Raw genomic sequence first — 19,156 nt, forward strand, 5'->3', positions numbered from 1 at the left:
CACATTGGAGATACTACATAATAATTTCATTATGAGCAATTTATATATGTGGCATGAATTTTAAAATGCTATATTAAGATTTACTTTAAAGCCATGTTCAAAACATATTTTAAGCTTGCTTACCGGAATATACTCAAGGATAAAGCCTATTCCATTATCAATATATCAGGTTTAGCCATTGGCCTGGCCTCAAGTATCCTGATCCTGCTTTGGGTACAGAATGAATTAAGCTACGACAAGTTCCACAAAAATGCGGGGCAGATTTATCGTATAAACAGCGATTTTAGTGATTCTAAAACCGCGGCAAGCTCGGCGGGTATGGCCACCGGATTGAAGGCAGAAATACCGGTAATCAAAAATACCGTTCGTTTATACCCGGGCTTCCCTTCCACCCTATTTGAAATAGGCAGTAGGAAATTTCAGGAAGAACATGTGTTTTATGCCGACCCAAGTTTTATGGATGTGTTTTCATTTCCGTTGTTAAAAGGCGACCGGGCCACTGCATTAAAGCAGGCAAACGGTGTTTTAATAACACAGGAAATGGCAACAAAATACTTTGGGGCCGAAGACCCTCTTGGCAAGGTAATAAGAAAGGACAATAAGGAAAATGTGGTAGTAACAGGTGTTTTAGCCAATATCCCTGCTAACTCCGATCTGCAATTTGACATCATTTTCCCAATGGCCTCCATAGCCCAAACCAATAACGATTTGAAGAATAACATATGGGATAATTTCAATTTTTACGACTATGTTCAGTTGGATAAGAATTTTGCCCCATCCGCTTCCAATCTATCAATGCTGGAAAAACAAATTGATCAGATTTTTCATAAACATAGCCCCGAAACTAAGGCTTCATTCCAATTACAGGCCTTAACCAAAATTCACCTTGCACCCGAAAGGCTGGGTGATTCGCCGGGGCATGGGAACGCGCAATACGTAAGTATCTTTTTTATCATCGCTATATTGATACTTGTAGTGGCCTGTATCAATTTTATGAACCTGGCAACTGCGCGTTCGGCCCGGAGGGCTAAGGAAATCGGCCTGCGTAAAGTAGCAGGCGCCGTGCGAGGGCAATTGATTATCCAGTTTTTAAGCGAGTCGGTATTTATTTCTTTCCTGTCGTTAATACTTGCGCTCGGGATCGTCCAACTATTCCTGCCGGTATTTAACGAACTGGCCAACAGAAAACTCGCCGTCGATATGTCAGATGCTAAGCTTTGGTTAAGCCTTTTTAGTATTGCTTTGCTAACCGGGCTCATTTCGGGCAGCTATCCGGCACTATTTCTTTCAGGTTTCAATCCGGTTAAAGTGCTCAAGGGGAATGTAAAATCAATGGGCGGGAATTTATTATTCCGCAATGCCCTGGTCGTAGTTCAATTTATGGTTTCCATCGTATTGCTGGTAGGTACAGTAGTTATCTATAATCAGCTTAAGTTCATCAAAGATCGGAACCCTGGCTTCGAGAAAGCCAATCTCTTGTATATCCCAATGACGGGCGACATCTGGAACAGACAACAGGCTTTTCAAAACGAGTTGAAACAGAACCCGCTTACCAGTGATTTTACAACAATTACTGATCTGCCTACCAACCTCGGAGGCTGGACCTTTAATGTACAGTGGGACGGCAAAGATCCCCGGTCGCAATTATCTATCCCGGTAATGGCCGTCAATGAGGACTTTACACATACTTTCAGGATAAAGTTAGCAGCAGGGCGAAGCTTTTCAAGAGCCTTTAAAACCGACTCAAACAATTACATGGTTAACGAAAAAATGCTGAGCGTTATGGGATTAAACGCCAGCACGGCAATAGGTAAAACAATAGCTGTTTGGGGTAACAAGGGTACCATCATTGGTGTTGTTAAAGACTTTAATTTTAAACCTGTTCAGCAAGCCATTGAACCATTGGTGATGCCCTTTAATAAAATAGGTGGCTTTGTGGTGGTAAGGACATTACCTGGCAAAACCAACGCCACTATAAAGGCTTTGGCAGCAATAAGCCAGGAGCTCAATCCTGCTTATCCCTTTAAATTCGATTTCCTTGATCAGGAATTATCTAATCTTTATAAAGGGGAACAGCAGATGGGCAATATTTTTAACCTGTTTGCTGGCCTGGGCATTTTTATTTCCTGCCTGGGTTTATATGGCTTATCCGCTTTCATGGCCGAGCAGCGCAAAAAAGAGATTGGTGTGCGTAAAGTATTAGGCGCATCGGTGTTGAACCTTGTCTATTTATTGTCTTCTGGTATCACGAGGTTAATCCTGATAGCCATAGTTATAGCCGTGCCACTTTCATGGTATGCGGTAAACAGCTGGTTGTCGGGCTTCGCTTATCATATTAGTGTTAGCTGGTTAGTGTTTTTCATAGCCTCAGCTGCTGCATTAAGTATAGCCTGGGCCACGGTTAGTTATGAATCTGTCAAGGCTGCTGTTGTTAACCCCATAAAAAGTTTAAGAACGGAGTGATTATGTGATAGATAACCAATGAGTATACGCAGAAACAAAGCCCCGTATTTTGCGAGGCTTTGTTATGTAATAAGTTTTACAATCTGTGATTTACTATTAAACAAATATCAAGTTGAATAAAATTGTGAAATATCATTGAAAGTTATACTTTTGCAAACTCCAAACCGGAAAACACTCCTGAGTAGCTCAGCCGGTTAGAGCATCTGACTGTTAATCAGAGGGTCGCTGGTTCGAGCCCAGCCTCAGGAGCAATAAGCATAGCACGTCCGCTAGGCTTTTCTTGTTTAAAAATGGCCTTTTCTGCTGTAAAAACGCGGTTTTTGCAGCAGCTCTCTCCCGGGAGGTCAGTATTTCCATATTTCAGTTTCGCAGGTTTTTTTGTTGAACTTCACGGAAAAACGTTACAAATACGTTACAGTCTTTCCGTGGCTATTAGAAAATGGTATGGCTACATTAAGTGCAAAAGTGTTTAAACATCACAAAAAAGCAGATGGTACTTTCAATGTTAAGGTGTGCATACACCATAACAGCAAACGGGTGTATATGGACACCGAACATTATGTCACAGATAAAAAGCTGGACAAAAATTTAAAAATCAAGGATACCATGGTTAACCGTATCCTGTATGTGCTTCTCGATGATTACCGGGACGCAATTTCAAGGTTAGGTGCTAAAGTAGATCAGTTGAATGCTGATGATATTAAAGCTTACCTGCTAAAAAGAAATGAAAAGGTAGACCTGATTGCTTTTGCCAAGATCCATGTGGATTACCTGGAATCGCAGGGGCGCACCAAAAGCGCATCTACTTACCGTACATTAAGGAACAGCCTGATTGATTTCCTTAGAGGCACGACCTTGCATGCTGAAGAAGTGTCACCCGGTTTTCTACTAACCTATGAGCGGTTCCTCAGACGGCCACGGACGCTTAAGCGCTTAAATCAGAAAGGTAAAGAAGTAATTACGGAATCAAAAGGCCTGTCCGACGCGGGTGTACATAATTATATAAGGGATTTTAAAGGCCTTTTTACTGCAGCCCAGGTATAAACCATCATTGGGTGTCGTACCGCTGCCTTATAATCCATTTAAAGAATATAAACTTATACAGCTGCCCGAAACAAGAAAAAGAAATCTGACAGTAGAGCAAATGCTAAAAATCAAAAATTTAGTATTGAAGCCAAATAGCCGGACAGAGTTATCCCGTGATCTGTTCATGCTATCCTTTTACTTATGTGGCATGAATGCCGTTGATCATTATAATTGTGGTTTTAAGATTATTTCAGGCCGCTTATCCTATAGCCGTTCCAAAACAAAAGGTAAACGAAAAGACAGCGCCTTTATCAGTTCAAACGTGCCGGAGTGTGCTTTAGCTGAAATTAACAGATATAAAAATGTTCTATTTAGCCGGTACGCCGAAATTGGGAATTTGAATAAGGCACTCAATAAAGGGTTGAAAGAAGTCGGCAAATTGGTCGGTGAGGAAGATTTAACCTTTTACTGGACGAGGCATACGTTCGGCAATTTAGCGCGTAATAAATGTCGTAAATCAAAAGACGATGTGGCACTGGCATTAAATCACGTGGATCACGGTCGGCGAACTACAGATATTTATCTGGACAAAGATTGGTCTATTGTAGATGAGGTTCAGGCAGCGGTTTTATCGCTTCTTACGAGAGATGTTTGGTTGCCGCCTATTAATGAGTCGCCGCCGTCGCTTTTAAGATCGATTAATTTACCGAGGCTTAAGTAACATTAAATGATAGTGAAAGTTGATTATAACGAGTCAGGAAGATCTGTTTGAATAATTAAACTAAGCCATTATCTGTATATAACCGAAATCCGACGCAGTGCGTCGGATTTTCGTTCGTCTAATTTCCTACGCAGTGGGTAGGAATTTGAGTTATTAGAAATATCATGTCTGCTATTTAAAAAATCTGTTATCGTACTCTGTTAAAGCTTTTAAATTGAAGATAAAGGACAAGCCTTATATTTACTTATTTCTATATCTGTTAATACGAATAATTGAATAGCTGTTTATCCAAATAAAGAGTTAGCGATATCCGTATATCTAAATAGTCGTTTATATAGCTAACTGTTTAGCTATATATTTACATAGTCGAATATCTATTTAGCGGTATATTGATTATGCTGCTTTAATATAGTAGCTTCCGTTTGTGTAGCGAATGATAACGTATCGGTTTAGAAAAGGGGTTTTGATTATATTCCGTATTTTCCTTTAGCAAGCCAGCTTTCAATCATTATAGATTCAAAACAAAAGATAGGCAATTTCTTTTGGGCCGTTAATTATTAACCTATTGTGACGTTTCAACATTTAATGGTTCGGGCTAGCGCTTTAAACTATTTAACTATCCATATAGACGAATATACAGCCGCTTGTCTGTTTTGTATCCTGCAAGTTGTGTTTTTGTGTCACAAAAACTTATTTGCCATTACCACATAGCGGCATGGTAGAAAACCTGCGCAACTTGGTTTTCTTTGTACCGTTAACTTATGTATCGAACTAATAGGTTAATGTACATGATTATAATACTCCTACAAGAAAGGAAGCTTTTAAACGCTTGTTTTGATCAATGAGCGAATTGAAAGTTAAGGAAGACCAAGTTGCGCAAGTCTTCCAATACCTTATCGCCCAGGCGGATAGGGGAAGTAAGTTTTTGGGTACCCGAAAACACAACTTGCAATTAGGAAATCAAAGCTATAACCAGCCATACATGGCTATATATACAGCTATACTTAGAGAAGTATAGAGTCAAATATTTGGTAAAGTGATTTTACTACATTTTATGTCATTACTACAAATTCAACAACCTGATATCATATCAAGAACAAAAGCTAAATCAAACTCGATAAATAAACCAATAATTTCTGCACGATATATGTGGTAGCGATCTATGTTGAAATGACATTTAGGCGCCGCATTTAAAAATACTGCATAATTTTATTATGTAATACTAATTACTATATTTGCATAATAAAATTATGCAAAAGTTAAATCAAGTCAGTTCGATATTGTCGGGTTACACCTTCAGAGATTCCCTGGATTACATGGAAGATGGTCCCATACATGTCATTCAACCTAAAAACTTGAAATTGATCAGCGATGCGCCTTGCATTGACTTATTTCAAAATTATGAAAAATATTTACTCAGCGATGGTGATATATTGATTACGATCAAGGGTAGCGCAAATACTGTCACGCAGCTAACATTACCTGATAAAACTAAATATGTCTGTAGCGCAGCATTCGCTGTTATTCGACCGAGCGGATTAAAAACCTGTTCAACATTTTTATCTTGGTATCTGCAATGTGAAACTGCTCAGGAAACTTTACGGGCCATGCAGAAAGGCACGACCGTACAGAATTTGTCGCTTAAAGATTTGCAAAATTTGCCAATACCGAGTTTGCCGTTGCATATTCAACAAACTATCGGTGAATTAGCGAATCTTGAACAACAACGGATATCGATATTGCAAGATCTGGCCTCGAAACGAAAAACATTATTGGATCATGAGCTTATGAAATTGGTAAAAGCAGGAGGTCAAAATGAATAAAGAGACTACCTTTCAAAAAATATTAGATCAACATTTATGGAAGATCTTTGACCAATTTAGGGGGCTATTGTCGGCGGAGTCTGCCTTTAGCTTGCTCCTGCAATTGCTTTTCTATAAATTCTTAGAGGACAATCGCGAAGATATTGAGATCGAGCAGAAGTCGCATCAGCTAAATTTCCCAGAACAATATCGATTTTCAAATTTAATGTTGTCTAAAGAAAGCGAACTTTCAGAAACGCTAAGTAAGGCCCTGTTGGCCGTAGAACAAATCAATGATCCATTATTACTCGGCATATTTATGCAATCAGATTTAAGTTACTTTGATCGGAGCTATGATAGACAAGCTGGTAGAGTCCTCTTGGAATTGATCTCGGTGATTAATACCTTGAATTTTAATAGCAAATACCTTAGTAAAGAAGGAACAGCTTTCTCAGCAATATTTTCCGGCTTGATAGACAAACATGCGGAAACTGAACTTAGACGCAGCATAGGCTTTATGATTCCGAAAAGCTTGCGAGAGTTACTAGCTGGTCTCAGCCAAATATCTTCGAAGCCAGACGAGACTATCTATGATCCGGCTTGTGGTACAGGAGCTTTACTGATGGATGTTGTTCAATACGCCAAATCTTCATCAAACAATCTAACTACTGCCTTTGCGCAAGAGCGTAATATGACCATTTTGAGCCTGGCAAAAATGCAATGGATCATTAATGGTCAAGACCCCAACAAAGTTGCTATTGGGGATGCATTGAGCCATCCTCAATTTACCCAAAACGGTAATTTACAGCAATTTGATACGGTGATCAGTTGCCCCCCTTTTGGCATGAGCGGCTGGGGCGCAGACCTCGCAGCGAGCGACCGATACCATCGTTTTAGTTGGGGGATACCACCAGCAAACAAGGCAGATTATGCTTATATTCTGCATACTTTGGCTTCTTTAAAGCCTAAAGGGGCAGCATTCCTGGTCTCTACTGCTGGCGTTCTGTTTCGCGGGGGTACCGAGGAACAAATAAGAAAAAAAATGATCGATAATAATGTCATCAGCGCCATTATCTCTCTTCCTGCGGGTCTATTTAATTTGTGGAATATTCCCCTTTGCATTCTTTGTTTAAACAATGTGGATAAAACTCTGACAAAGGGTTTACTAATGATAGATCTTTCGAGCTACCCGGATCAGGTTCGGGATAAAGAGGGTTTAAATACTTCCACTATTAACGCAATTGTAGAAAGCGTAAAGGTTTTTTTTGACAGTCAGCAGGTCGCTACCCAGTATAAAGCATTCAGTAAAATTGTCACCAAGGAAGAAATCGCCGCGAACGATTATAATCTGAATATCGCGCGATATTTTGTCGCTAGCGAAAAAGCCCCCGTTGTGGACACACTTATGTTATCAAACGAGATAATCCAGTTGGAAAATGAGCTGCATACGTTGGATCTGAAGATTAAGCAATTAAAAAGGCAACTTAAAATATTTTAACAATCAGATGGCAAGGCGACGAAGATATACCATCGAAGAATACAAAAAACTGTGTGACATCCGCTGTAAGGCAATGTTAACGATCGCCGTTACTTTTGCTTTTTTAATTGTATTGATTCGGATGCTGTTTTTTCCCTCGACCTTACTTGAATTAGGTAAGTGCGGCCTTGCAGGAACCTTTCTTGCCAGGACTATTTACGTTGCTTTTAATCATTATTATTCCGCGGTGAAAAGCAGCCGCTAAACAAAAAACCTTGAGGAATCCTGAAATTTGCAATTTCTATATATAGGCAATTCAATATGTAAAGATTTTCTCATTTTCTTTACATAATATATTATGTTTGTATAAGTTTTTAAAATTTCTTTACATATGAAAGGCTGGTCATTAGATAAGCTTCCTTTAGCAATAGAATTGGAGACGATAAAAGTGTTGAAAGCATTGCCGGCTGCACACGCAGCATTGGCAGAATTGAAAGGGATAGCTTCAACGATTCCCAATCAAAATATTTTAATAAACACTTTAGGACTTCAAGAAGCAAAAGACAGCTCTGCTATTGAAAATATTATTACCACACATGATGATTTATATAAATCTGAACTCAATCTTGACGCGTTCAAATCGCTGGAAGCAAAAGAAGTACAGAATTACATATTGGCTTTAAAAAAAGGATTTGAACTGATTAAAAAGGATGGTTTATTAACCAATAGGACTATTATTGAAGTTCAGGAAACTTTAGAAGATAATAATGCTGGATTTAGAAAACTTCCTGGAACTGCACTTAAAAATGCTGTTACTGGCGAAGTCATTTACACTCCACCACAGGATTACGAAGAAATAAATCAGCTGATGTCTAATTTGGAAAAATACATCAATGATTCTGAAATGCAAGATTGCGACCCATTAATAAAAATGGCGATGATTCATTTCCAATTTGAAAGCATCCATCCGTTTTATGATGGAAATGGGCGTACTGGAAGAATAATTAATATTCTCTATCTAATTTTGGAAGGACTACAAAACCTACCAATATTATACTTGAGTAATTATATTATCAAGCACAAGGCTGATTATTACCGTCTTTTACAAAAGGTAAGAGACGAAAACTTATGGGAAGAATGGCTTTTGTTTATGATCAAAGGAATTGAAATTACCGCTCGGGAAACTATAGAGTTGATTGTCAAAATCAAAGACTTAATGTTGGATTTTAAGCACAAGCTAAGAGACAATTATAAGTTTTATAGTCAGGACTTACTAAATAACCTATTTAAACACCCCTATACTAAAATTGAGTTCTTAGTAAACGATTTAGGCGTTTCCAGATTAACTGCCGGGAACTACCTGAATAAACTAGCGGAAGATAAAATGTTAAGAAAAGATAAACTAGGAACCGGAAATTACTACATTAACGAAGATTTATTTGAGCTGCTAACAAAGCGGTAAAACTACATCAAATAAGAAATACCTAAATCAAGATGAAGAAAGTAGCTGAATTAAATTATTAAGAAATTTTCCTGATGGCATTTAACGAAAATTCCCGGGTTAAAATCCCTGCATTAATACATCTATAACGATTGGGCTATACTTATCTTTCATTATCAAAATCTCAGTGGGATCTTGACACAAATATTTTTGTAGATGTATTTAATCACAGTCTAAAAAAATAAATCCCTCAATTACCGATCAGGAGATTAATGGTATTTTAACTGATATCAAGCTTAAACTCAATTTTGAGGATTTAGGGAAAGAGTTTTATCGACAATTAACAGGTCAATCTGGTTATAAACTTGTTGATTTTAAAAACTTTGAAAATAATAGTTTTCATGTAGTGACAGAACTAACCTGTAAGAATGGCGACGAAGAATTCAGGCCAGACATTACTATTCTGATCAATGGAATTCCTTTAGTTTTTATCGAGGTTAAAAAACCTAATAATAAAGATGGGGTTTTAGACGAGCGTAACCGAATCAATAAAAGGTATAAAAATCCAAAATTCAGGAGGTTTGCCAACATTACGCAAATGATGATTTTCTCCAATAATATGGAGTATGATGATAATGAGATACAACCCTATCAGGGAGCGTATTACGCTACTTCAGCTTACAGCGATTTACATTTCAACTATTTTAGGGAAGAAGAGCAATTTAATTTATCAGAAGTTTTAAAATCTGATGATGAGGCACTTGAAAATAGTATTCTGAAAGATAATAACCTAAATGCCATTAAATATTCTGAAGAATTTAAAACCAACAAAAACCCAGATAGCCCGACCAATAGGATTTTAACATCGTTATTAAAAAAAGATAGACTGGCTTTTATTTTAAGATACGCTTTGGCTTATGTGAAAGAAAGTAAAGGGTCGGAAAAGCATATTATGCGCTATCCACAAATATTTGCCACAAAAGCTATTGAAACTAAATTAGACCAAGGGATAAAAAAAGGCATCATTTGGCATACGCAAGGCAGCGGTAAAACAGCTTTGGCATTTTACAACGTCAAACACCTCACCGATTTATATCAGCAAAAAGGCGTTATTCCTAAATTTTATTTTATTGTTGATAGGTTAGATTTAGCCATACAAGCTAGTCGCGAGTTTAGCAGTAGAGATTTATCAGTAAAAGATGTGGATTCTCGCCAAGGTTTTATTAAAGATATCCAAACCGTTGGTGCTATACATAACGATAGTGGTAAAAGTGAGATTACAGTAGTGAACATTCAGAAATTTACAGAAGATACTACTGTAATAGAAAATACGGCATACAACTTACACATACAACGTATTTATTTTTTGGATGAAGTACACCGTAGTTACAATCCAAGGGGTAGTTTTTTAGCCAACCTTATCAATTCTGATAAAAATGCAATTATTATTGGATTAACAGGTACTCCATTAATTACCAAGAATTTGTATTCTAAAAGTCTATTTGGAGATTATATTCACAAATATTATTACAACCGTTCTATTGCCGATGGATATACTTTAAAACTCATCCGTGAAGGCATTGATACGAGTTATAAAATACAACTTCAAGAGATTTTAAACGAAATAGATGTATTAAAAGGTGATTTAGACCGACGACAAATTTTTGCGCATCCAAAGTACGTAAAACCAATGTTGGATTATATTCTTAAAGATTTTAACACCTTTAGAAATCTGGAAGATAAGACCGTCGGCGCAATGGTAGTGTGCGATAGTTCGGAACAAGCCAAAGAAATGTTCAATTATTTCGAATCTATTTATGGCATACAACGAGTTTCATTATTGCCAATGGCAGCCGAGGAGGAAGTTCCATATGGAGAAAACCCTCAGAAACGATTAACCGCTGCCTTAATTTTACATGATGTAAATACAAAACCCGAACGCAAGGACCAGGTTGAAGACTACAAAGACGGGAAAATAGATATACTATTTGTTTACAATATGTTGTTAACCGGTTTCGATGCCAAACGTTTAAAGAAATTATATCTAGGGCGTGTAATAAAAGATCACAATTTATTGCAGACACTAACTCGTGTAAACAGACCTTATAAAACATTTAGATATGGTTATGTGGTGGATTTTGCCGATATCAGGGCCGCGTTTGATAAAACCAACCGGGAGTATTTTGATGAATTGCAGGAAGAACTAGGTGATGAATTGCAATTTTACAGTGATATTTTTAAATCCAAAGAGGAAATAGAAAGCGATTTGTTGGAAATAAAGGAAACATTATTTCATTTCGACACTAAAAATGCAGAGATTTTTCGACAACAAATCAGCGATATCACATCTCGTGAAGATGTGATAAAAGTTTTAAAAGCATTAAACAATGCCAAAGAATTAAAAAATATCATTCGATTATTTGGCTACGAAGAATTATTAGCTAAGCTTGACTTTTTTAAGTTAAGTCAACTTCAGCGCGAAGCACAGGCGCATTTAAATGCACTGAATGATAAAGCAGCTTTAGCAAGCCCAGATACCACCAACATCTTAAACATCGCATTGGAAGACGTTATTTTCATGTTCCGTAAAGTATCGGAAAACGAATTAGTGTTAGCCGATCGCTTAAAAGAACAATTGCGCAAAACTCGCGAAACTTTACTGCAAAATTTTGATACATCAGATCCTGAGTTTGTGAGTTTAAAAGAAGAACTAGAGCGCATGTTTAAAAAGAAAAATTTGGATGAAATTTCGCAAACAGAAATGAATGAAAACATTGTTCTACTCAATCAAATTTATGAGAAAGTAAAAGAACTAAATCGTAAAAATGCCTTGTTGGCCGCTAAGTATGAGGCCGATGAAAAGTATGCCAGGGTACATAAGCGCATTTTAGAAAATAAAGATATTTCGGCAAAGGAATCACAATTACACGAAGCTTTAATGGGTGTGAAATTAAATGCCGACGATGATATTTTAAAGAATAAAAACCTGATGCAGAACGAAAGTTATTTTAACCAATACCTTTTACGTTTGGTTTTTAACGAGTTTAAACAGAAACAAAACTTACCCATAGACGCAGCAACCACCAAAAACATTAATACCCTAATAGTTAAAGAATATTTAAAAGATTACAGCGGAGCAAGAGCATGACAGATACACAGTACATCATTAAGACCAAGCAATTAATAGACAGCTTAAAAAATGTCTGCGCTAATTATGGTTTAGGTAATGATGGCAACGAATTTAAAATTATTACACAAGTTTTTTTATACAAGTTTTTAAACGATAAGTTCACCTACACCTCTAAATTAAATAACGAAGCTTTAGCTAAAGCTGACGATTTTTATGAGGCATTGCATGCCATGAAGGAAGATGACTTCGAGTTTTTATTAATGGCAAACGGTGAAAATGAACTGCATTTTAAACCTGACTATTTAATTAGCTATTTATATCAAAACCAAAATCAAGATAACTTTTCTAAACTTTTTGATAATACGTTAAAAGCCATTAGTTCTGAAAACGTAGAACGCTTTTCGGTGAAATCATCTTCAGGAGCAAAAGATTTAATGTTTGATGAATTAAGCCAATTTATATCAGACAGCACCCAACGAGACGATTTCTGCAGAGCTTTAATTAATAAGTTGTTTGAGTTTAGTTTTGAGGATATGTTCGGCCAGAAATACGATTTCTTTGCCACTATTTTCGAATATCTGATCAAAGATTACAACACTGATAGCGGTGGCAAGTATGCTGAATATTACACGCCCCATGCCGTAGCCCGTATTATGGCAGCTATTATGGTAAACGAACCAGTAAATAATGTGACTTGTTATGATCCAAGTGCAGGGTCTGGTACGCTGCTTATGAATATTGCCCATGCCATTGGCGAAGATAAGTGCAGTATTTTTTCGGAAGATATTTCGCAAAAATCCAGCAACATGCTGCGTTTAAACTTAATTCTAAACAATCTCTCGCTATCTATACCTAATATTGTAAAAACTAACACCATTTTAAATCCACAACACCGGGACGAAAAGTTCGATTATATAGTTTCTAATCCACCCTTTAAACTCGATTTCTCTGATTACCGCAAAGATTTAGACAGTAAAATCAATAACGAACGCTTTTTCGCCGGATTACCTAACGTCCCTAAAGCCAAAAAAGAAAGCATGGCAATCTACCTGCTTTTTATACAGCATATTATGTATAGCCTAAGCGCAAAGGGTAAAGCAGCAATTGTAGTACCCACAGGTTTTATTACCGCTCAAAGTGGCATAGAAAAAAAGATACGGGAAGCGATGGTTAGCCGGAATATGCTGCGTGGTGTTGTAAGTATGCCCAGTAATATTTTTGCAAGCACTGGCACAAATGTTTCTGTACTGTTTTTAGACAGCGCTCACCCAGATGATAAGGTAATATTGGTAGATGCCAGTAAACTTGGCGACACAGTAAAAGAAGGAAAAAACCAACGCACCGTCCTAACACCAACTGAAGAACAAAAAATTATTGACGCATTTAACCTTTTAAAAACAGAAGATGATTTTGCTGTTCAAGTTAGTCATGCTGAAATTAAAGATAAAAACTATTCTTTTTCTGCCGGGCAATATTTTGACGTGAAGATTGATTATATTGATATTACTGCCGATGAATTTAGAGAGAAGATGGGGAATTTTGAAAGTAGCTTGAATTGTTTATTTTTTGAAGCCAGTAAACTTGACGAACAAATTTTAGCAAATTTAAAACGACTTTATCATGTTTAGAACCTCGCTAAAAGGCATATCAAAGGCAGTTACCAGTGGACTTACACCATTGCGTAGCAATGCCGAATTTTGGAAAAATGGAGAAATATCTTGGCTTAAAACTGAACAAATAGGAGACAGGCATATTTATGAAACAAATGAATATATATCAAAAAAGGCATTAGAGCAAACTTCAATAAAGATAATTCCATCAGACGCAATAACTATAGCCATGTATGGGGAAGGTAGAACAAGAGGAAGCGTATCGATTATCAAAAAGCCAATGACTACTAATCAGGCTTGCTGTAATCTAATTATAGATGATACCAAAGCTGACTATAATTATGTTTATTACTTTCTAAAAACTCAATATAATAATTTAAGAGCTTTATCTTCTGGAGTAAGAAAAAACTTAAATTCTGAAGATATTAAAACATTTCAAATCTCAATTCCAGATTTAAGCGCTCAACAGAAAATTGCTAAAGTACTTTCAATTTTAGACGATAAAATTGAACTCAACAATAGGATAAATGATAATTTAGAACAGATGGCAAAAGCCATTTATGACTACTGGTTTGTGCAGTTTGATTTTCCAAATGAGTTTAATAAACCATATAAATCATCTGGTGGCGCAATGGTTTATGAGGATATTTTGAAAAGGCAAATACCTAAGGGGTGGGAAGTCAAAAGTTTGCTGGATATTGCGAATTTCGTAAATGGTTTGGCGTGTCAAAAATATAGGCCTGTCGATGATAATTTTCTTCCTGTTATAAAAATAAGGGAAATGAACGACGGCATTTCTCAGAATACAGAAAAAGTCAGAAAAGACATCCCATCAAAATATATTATAAATGATGGTGATTTATTATTCTCTTGGTCCGCGTCTTTAGATGTGAAAATATGGTCAGAAGGAATTGGCGGACTAAATCAACATATCTTTAAGGTTACTTCATCAACCTATCCACAAACTTATTATTATTTCGAGCTTCTTAATTACCTACGACACTTTAAAATGATGGCTGATCTAAGAAAAACAACTATGGGGCATATTACACAAGAACATCTTAGAGACAGTAAAATATTAGTACCAAGCCTATATATCATCAATAAATTAGATGAACAGCTCAACCCGATTTTTAAAAAAATACTTGTCACCAAAAAGCAGAGTCAAAAACTAGCTGCTTTGCGAGATTGGTTACTACCTATGCTGATGAATGGCCAAGTAACAGTTAAATAAATTGTAAGATAAATTATCATTTATCTATTTGAATATGCTTGGTACCAAATCGCATGAAATTGGACTTTAAAAATTCATTTTAAAAAAGTGCCAGTCAAATAAATAAGGTTATAAAATCCTTTTTTCCAAATACCGGCTTTAATAAAATCTACCCTTATTTTGTTACAAAATAAATGAAATTTTACCCTAATTCTGTGACAATAAAACTCAATGCACCCATTTTGGCCTTTAAAAGGCATTGAAATTAGTTTTTGAACAGTCAATAAAGCGGACACCTAACTATTCAAAAGCCAATAATTTTCACTTACAACCAAGATTTATTATATTTGATTTATAAGCGAAACATGGCGATGCAAGATCAAAATGTGTTACAAATACGTAACAGTGAAATGATTTAAGGTTATAAAATGCTGACAACTAAGATATTATATCCACTGGGGCTCTTGCTGTTAATCAGAGGGTCGCTGGTTCGAGCCCAGCCTCAGGAGCAATAAAATCAATGATTTAACCCACTCTGGCGAGTGGGTTTTTTTATGTGCCTAAGATTTCATGATCTTGATTCTTATGTTGTTAAATGTTATAGGTTTTTGAACAACACAAAGGTATTTCCACGGCAAGATCATTCAATGTACGAAAAGGGACACGATAGGACAATTTTCCCGGAAAGGAAATAAAGATAAATGGGCTTGGAATCACATTTTATAATGATTCTCTAAAATGGTCAGAGCATCTCGATAATTTGCATTGACATAAACGCAAAAAGCTTCAAGTGAAAGCCAATTACGGTGTCGGAATTTTTTCGAGCTTTTTACTTGTTGGGAAAGAATTTTAGAAGAGTTATAGGATAATCCTCCAAGGACTTGAATGTCCTTTATGGTTAAATTTATTTCGAAATGCTTCATGAGCAAGGAGCTTCGCACATTGGAATACCATGATTGGGATTCGAACCCGTGCACATCGCTATTTTATAACAACAAAAAGATGAGAAAGTTTTTAGCCCGCGGTCAGTGTTATTGCGAAAGGAGAATGATCCTAATCGTATTCCTACACCATCACCATCGTCGCTTAACTAACCTACAAGCCCCGCACGTCTGCGGGGCTTTTTTATGCCTTAGATTTTTGATTTATCTATGTTTGAACTATCATGATTTACCTGGAACAAATAGGTAACAGATCCACTACAAACATAGTGGTTAGCCACTTTCTGCTTAGATTGGCCTTTATTATCTATTATTTATTATGAAGGCATTATTTTTAGTTATCTTGTTAACTGCTTTTTCTCATTTGTGTTTCTCACAACAAACCTATGCACCCGCCGCGCCTTTACCTGCCAAAAACCTGGGTATATATGGCAGGGGTTTATATCCGGGCAATGATACTACTTACCGGTTGTTGAAACACAGCGGATTTAATACGCTGTTGTTATCAAGTTTTTACATTCATGCAAACGGAGACCTGTATTCTGGTGATTCTCACCAGCCTATTATTCATAACGGTAAATGGGTGGGTGATTCTTCCTATGTGCGAAGGGTGACAGATCTCAAAAGAAAATCTTCCATATCCCGGATTGAAATTTTACTGGAAGGGCGTTGGTATGGGCAGCCACCAAACACATTTGATTTTATCCGTGACTGGTATGACCCATCTAAGACGGTGCCGGGTATAGTGACTGGTATCGGTGAACAGAGTACGTTATATAATATCTGTAAGGTGCTCAAAGAGGTGCTTGGTGCCGATGCATTTTGTATTGACGACGAATCTGTGTATGACAGCCCTTCTATTATTGCGATGGGCAAGATTGCGGCAAAACTAAACATGCATATGACATTATGCCCTTATAAAGGATACGCTTATTGGGGCAGTATTCTAAAAGCATCAGATGTAAACGTGGTTGATGCTTTGTATTTACAATGTTATGATGGCGGTGCAGAAAACGAAATAAAAGACTGGGTAGGGGCGCTTAAGCCTAAGCAGCCGATTTATCCGGTATTTATGGTACGTGGTTCATTCAGTACATGCGATACTTATAAAGGAAGTAAATCAGTAACAGAGATCAAGACCCAGTTGAAAGGTTTTAAAAACGACTATCCGGGAATGAGTGGTGCAGCGATATGGCAGATGGAAGATCTGAAAAGTTTCGTAAAGATGGGTTGTACTGTTAAGCAACCAACCTCGGGAAGTGCGAAAAGTGTAGCCGGATTTTTGAGTCAGTTGAAAAAGACGTTGAAAAGCGAGTTGTAGCATATTCAGGTATGAAGGTAGGTGTTCTTTTATCATGCAGGTATTATTTCTACGGCTTATATGGTGTTTTGATAAGTTTTATAAATGCCCGGTTAGGGTTTGGATTTTCCCTGTTCCAATATTGTTGTTAGCAATGATTGTGAGTCCAAAATTGGCGATTGCACGCAAATTTTCAACAAAATGGTTCGAAAAATGCCCAGCCTCAGGAGCAGAGAAATCTTAGGTACTACCGAAGATTTACCACAAAGTTTAAAACCCATTACTAATAGTAATGGGTTTTTTGTTATTTTCATTTCTCAATAAAAAAACATCTTTAACTAAGGTATCTTCAATCTATAACTCAATTCAGTCTTGATAAAGTTGTATGCCTGCTGATTTTTCGAGGTCTTGAATCCAGTTTCGGATATAAGCATACAGATCCTTTCGTTCCGGGGAGGATTTTAATTCGCCATGGGAGCCGAACACAATGAGGCCGAGCGCGATACAATGTCCGATATCGAGTTGCAGAAGCACACCAATGCTGTAGCCGGCAATAAAGTTTTGTCGGGCGTCTGAAGCAATTTCTATACTATAATCCACCTTCTTTCGGGAAAGAACAAACTGTTGGTCATCAGCATATAATATCGCGTCGTTCGCCGAATAAATCAGGAGCCGGGTAATATTCATCGTTCTGAAAATTGAGATGTACTTCTTTTTTAGATCAGCAGCAGACTGCTCAACAATTTCTGTACCCGGTTGTACACCATTTAATATCATCCATAACCGGATGGCTTCATTTTCATCCAATGCAAACGTCACTTTTCCATGCAATGAAAAGGCGCTGATGATATCAAGGGCTTCATCTACCTCAAAAGAAAGCTTTTTCGCAGGATCGCCCAGGTAGAAGATAAATTCCAGATCGATTTTGCCAAGCGGCCTGATGACATCTGTCAGCAACCCATCCCACAAAACAGAGGCCCCGCTTATTGTTGCCCAATCATCAAAAGCAATGGTGCGGCAATTGCTGAAAATCGATTGAAGGTCTTTAATCACTTCACCATCCTTAAAAAATTCCCGCATACGTTTTTCCATTGCCGTTGCGGGCGCAGCGACATTGAGCCGGGAAAGCGTCTCCAGGTGATGAACGGAATTTAAAGTGAGGCTGCGTATTCCCAGTATATTTAAAATATCAGGTAGCGGCGATTCCTTGATATCAAATGCGCTTAACGATGAACCGGATGCCGCTGGAGTTAGTTGTTCTTCCGATGTTATGCTACTTACATACACATGGTCTGCAGCATTAAAGCCGTGAACTGCGCTTAACAGGTCAGTTAATATCGGACCTGGATTCTTGATTTCCATATTGTAGGTTATCATGGCTATTTTTTTAGAGGTTAACGATAGATGATTTGCGCGGGGCCAAATATGAGTTGGCTTTAAATCCTTTTAAATATTTCGATCAAAGGGCTGCTCCACCATTCTTAAATCGTCGTCCATATACTCACCGCCTTCGCTTAAGCTTTCCTCATTCGGGTCGAAATTTTTTAGGATTTCTTCATCAGTTTGCCCGTTCTGTTTAGTTTTAGGATCTGCGTAAGACCCAAATAAAAAATCTTTCATTTCGCTTGATTTTAATAATTTATACTCGTACCACGGAAGATTCTTTGACAACCTGCCACCTTTCCGATAAATATTCCCAGATGACTGTAAAGAATTTTCTATTCAATTTTCCATCAAATACCAATTCACGGGTAATCACCACCATCCCCATATTTCCATCGGACACAGCGTAGTGATACTCAGTTTTAGTAGAAAGGGGCTCCATGTTTGCATCTTTATTCCCCCGGACGAAGCTCATCAGCTGTTCCTTGTTCATGGTATCTACCCCGCCATTTTCGTCTACTTTAACGATCAGCAGCTTATCTGAATAAATTTGCTCCACATAAGGCACGTTAAAATGTGTGGCATTATAAATGAGTTCTTTGGTTAATTCAATTAATTGTTCACTGTTCATTTTTAACTTTTTGAAGGA

General features: G+C 37.2%; 13 protein-coding genes and 1 tRNA gene. 11 read left to right on the forward strand and 3 right to left on the reverse strand.

Going from position 1 to position 19,156, the window contains the following annotated elements; translation table 11 throughout:
• Positions 1–93: 93 nt before the first annotated feature.
• The 11 genes from ACFFGT_RS14160 (at position 94) to ACFFGT_RS14210 (ending at position 17,145) form a co-directional block, all read left to right on the forward strand.
• The gene (locus ACFFGT_RS14160; protein WP_377023196.1) at positions 94–2,463 is read left to right on the forward strand and encodes an ABC transporter permease; all 2,370 of its coding nucleotides are present in this window, start codon (positions 94–96) and stop codon (positions 2,461–2,463) included.
• 175 nt (positions 2,464–2,638) lie between these two features.
• Positions 2,639–2,712 (forward strand) — tRNA-Asn (locus ACFFGT_RS14165).
• A gap of 195 nt (positions 2,713–2,907) precedes the next feature.
• The gene (locus tag ACFFGT_RS14170) at positions 2,908–3,507 is read left to right on the forward strand and encodes a phage integrase SAM-like domain-containing protein (protein WP_377023197.1); all 600 of its coding nucleotides are present in this window, start codon (positions 2,908–2,910) and stop codon (positions 3,505–3,507) included.
• A gap of 7 nt (positions 3,508–3,514) precedes the next feature.
• Positions 3,515–4,210, forward strand: coding sequence for a site-specific integrase (locus ACFFGT_RS14175; RefSeq protein ID WP_377023198.1), 696 nt, complete (start codon positions 3,515–3,517; stop codon positions 4,208–4,210).
• 1,250 nt (positions 4,211–5,460) lie between these two features.
• Entirely contained in the window at positions 5,461–6,033 is a 573-nt protein-coding gene (locus tag ACFFGT_RS14180) for a restriction endonuclease subunit S (RefSeq protein WP_377023199.1), read from the forward strand.
• Positions 6,026–7,510: an N-6 DNA methylase gene (locus ACFFGT_RS14185; protein WP_377023200.1), complete on the forward strand. Its 1,485-nt coding sequence runs from the start codon at positions 6,026–6,028 to the stop codon at positions 7,508–7,510. Before ACFFGT_RS14180 ends, ACFFGT_RS14185 begins: the two co-directional genes overlap by 8 nt.
• A gap of 370 nt (positions 7,511–7,880) precedes the next feature.
• On the forward strand, positions 7,881–8,951 hold the full coding sequence (locus ACFFGT_RS14190) for a Fic family protein (protein WP_377023201.1): 1,071 nt from the start codon (positions 7,881–7,883) through the stop codon (positions 8,949–8,951).
• Positions 8,952–9,219: 268 nt separating this feature from the next.
• Positions 9,220–12,078, forward strand: a complete 2,859-nt coding sequence (locus tag ACFFGT_RS14195) for a type I restriction endonuclease subunit R (protein WP_377023745.1) — start codon at positions 9,220–9,222, stop codon at positions 12,076–12,078.
• The gene (locus tag ACFFGT_RS14200) at positions 12,075–13,688 is read left to right on the forward strand and encodes an HsdM family class I SAM-dependent methyltransferase (protein ID WP_377023202.1); all 1,614 of its coding nucleotides are present in this window, start codon (positions 12,075–12,077) and stop codon (positions 13,686–13,688) included. Before ACFFGT_RS14195 ends, ACFFGT_RS14200 begins: the two co-directional genes overlap by 4 nt.
• Complete coding sequence (locus ACFFGT_RS14205; RefSeq protein WP_377023203.1) at positions 13,681–14,904, forward strand: restriction endonuclease subunit S; 1,224 nt, start codon at positions 13,681–13,683, stop codon at positions 14,902–14,904. The genes ACFFGT_RS14200 and ACFFGT_RS14205 overlap by 8 nt, the downstream gene beginning before the upstream one ends.
• A gap of 1,239 nt (positions 14,905–16,143) precedes the next feature.
• Positions 16,144–17,145, forward strand: a complete 1,002-nt coding sequence (locus tag ACFFGT_RS14210; protein WP_377023204.1) for a hypothetical protein — start codon at positions 16,144–16,146, stop codon at positions 17,143–17,145.
• A 345-nt stretch (positions 17,146–17,490) separates the two neighbouring features.
• Here the strand turns inward: ACFFGT_RS14210 and ACFFGT_RS14215 are convergent, their stop codons facing one another.
• The 3 genes from ACFFGT_RS14215 to ACFFGT_RS14225 form a co-directional block, all read right to left on the reverse strand.
• Positions 17,491–18,501, reverse strand: a complete 1,011-nt coding sequence (locus ACFFGT_RS14215) for a hypothetical protein (protein ID WP_377023205.1) — start codon at positions 18,499–18,501, stop codon at positions 17,491–17,493.
• A 69-nt stretch (positions 18,502–18,570) separates the two neighbouring features.
• Positions 18,571–18,744 carry a hypothetical protein gene (locus ACFFGT_RS14220; RefSeq protein ID WP_377023206.1) on the reverse strand — a complete coding sequence of 58 codons (174 nt, stop codon included), beginning with the start codon at positions 18,742–18,744 and terminating at the stop codon, positions 18,571–18,573.
• A gap of 19 nt (positions 18,745–18,763) precedes the next feature.
• Positions 18,764–19,138 carry a hypothetical protein gene (locus ACFFGT_RS14225; protein ID WP_377023207.1) on the reverse strand — a complete coding sequence of 125 codons (375 nt, stop codon included), beginning with the start codon at positions 19,136–19,138 and terminating at the stop codon, positions 18,764–18,766.
• Positions 19,139–19,156 lie beyond the last annotated feature (18 nt).

Source organism: Mucilaginibacter angelicae (assembly GCF_042434235.1).
GTDB lineage: Bacteria > Bacteroidota > Bacteroidia > Sphingobacteriales > Sphingobacteriaceae > Mucilaginibacter > Mucilaginibacter angelicae.

Bases quoted from the DNA above. Each gene is read 5' to 3' on its own strand.
- ACFFGT_RS14160 (WP_377023196.1), top strand. From the start codon at position 94: ATGTTCAAAACATATTTTAAGCTTGCTTACCGGAATATACTCAAGGAT.
- ACFFGT_RS14170 (WP_377023197.1), top strand. From the start codon at position 2,908: ATGGCTACATTAAGTGCAAAAGTGTTTAAACATCACAAAAAAGCAGAT.
- ACFFGT_RS14180 (WP_377023199.1), top strand. From the start codon at position 5,461: ATGCAAAAGTTAAATCAAGTCAGTTCGATATTGTCGGGTTACACCTTC.
- ACFFGT_RS14185 (WP_377023200.1), top strand. From the start codon at position 6,026: ATGAATAAAGAGACTACCTTTCAAAAAATATTAGATCAACATTTATGG.
- ACFFGT_RS14190 (WP_377023201.1), top strand. From the start codon at position 7,881: ATGAAAGGCTGGTCATTAGATAAGCTTCCTTTAGCAATAGAATTGGAG.
- ACFFGT_RS14200 (WP_377023202.1), top strand. From the start codon at position 12,075: ATGACAGATACACAGTACATCATTAAGACCAAGCAATTAATAGACAGC.
- ACFFGT_RS14205 (WP_377023203.1), top strand. From the start codon at position 13,681: ATGTTTAGAACCTCGCTAAAAGGCATATCAAAGGCAGTTACCAGTGGA.
- ACFFGT_RS14210 (WP_377023204.1), top strand. From the start codon at position 16,144: ATGAAGGCATTATTTTTAGTTATCTTGTTAACTGCTTTTTCTCATTTG.
- ACFFGT_RS14215 (WP_377023205.1), bottom strand. From the start codon at position 18,501: ATGATAACCTACAATATGGAAATCAAGAATCCAGGTCCGATATTAACT.
- ACFFGT_RS14220 (WP_377023206.1), bottom strand. From the start codon at position 18,744: ATGAAAGATTTTTTATTTGGGTCTTACGCAGATCCTAAAACTAAACAG.
- ACFFGT_RS14225 (WP_377023207.1), bottom strand. From the start codon at position 19,138: ATGAACAGTGAACAATTAATTGAATTAACCAAAGAACTCATTTATAAT.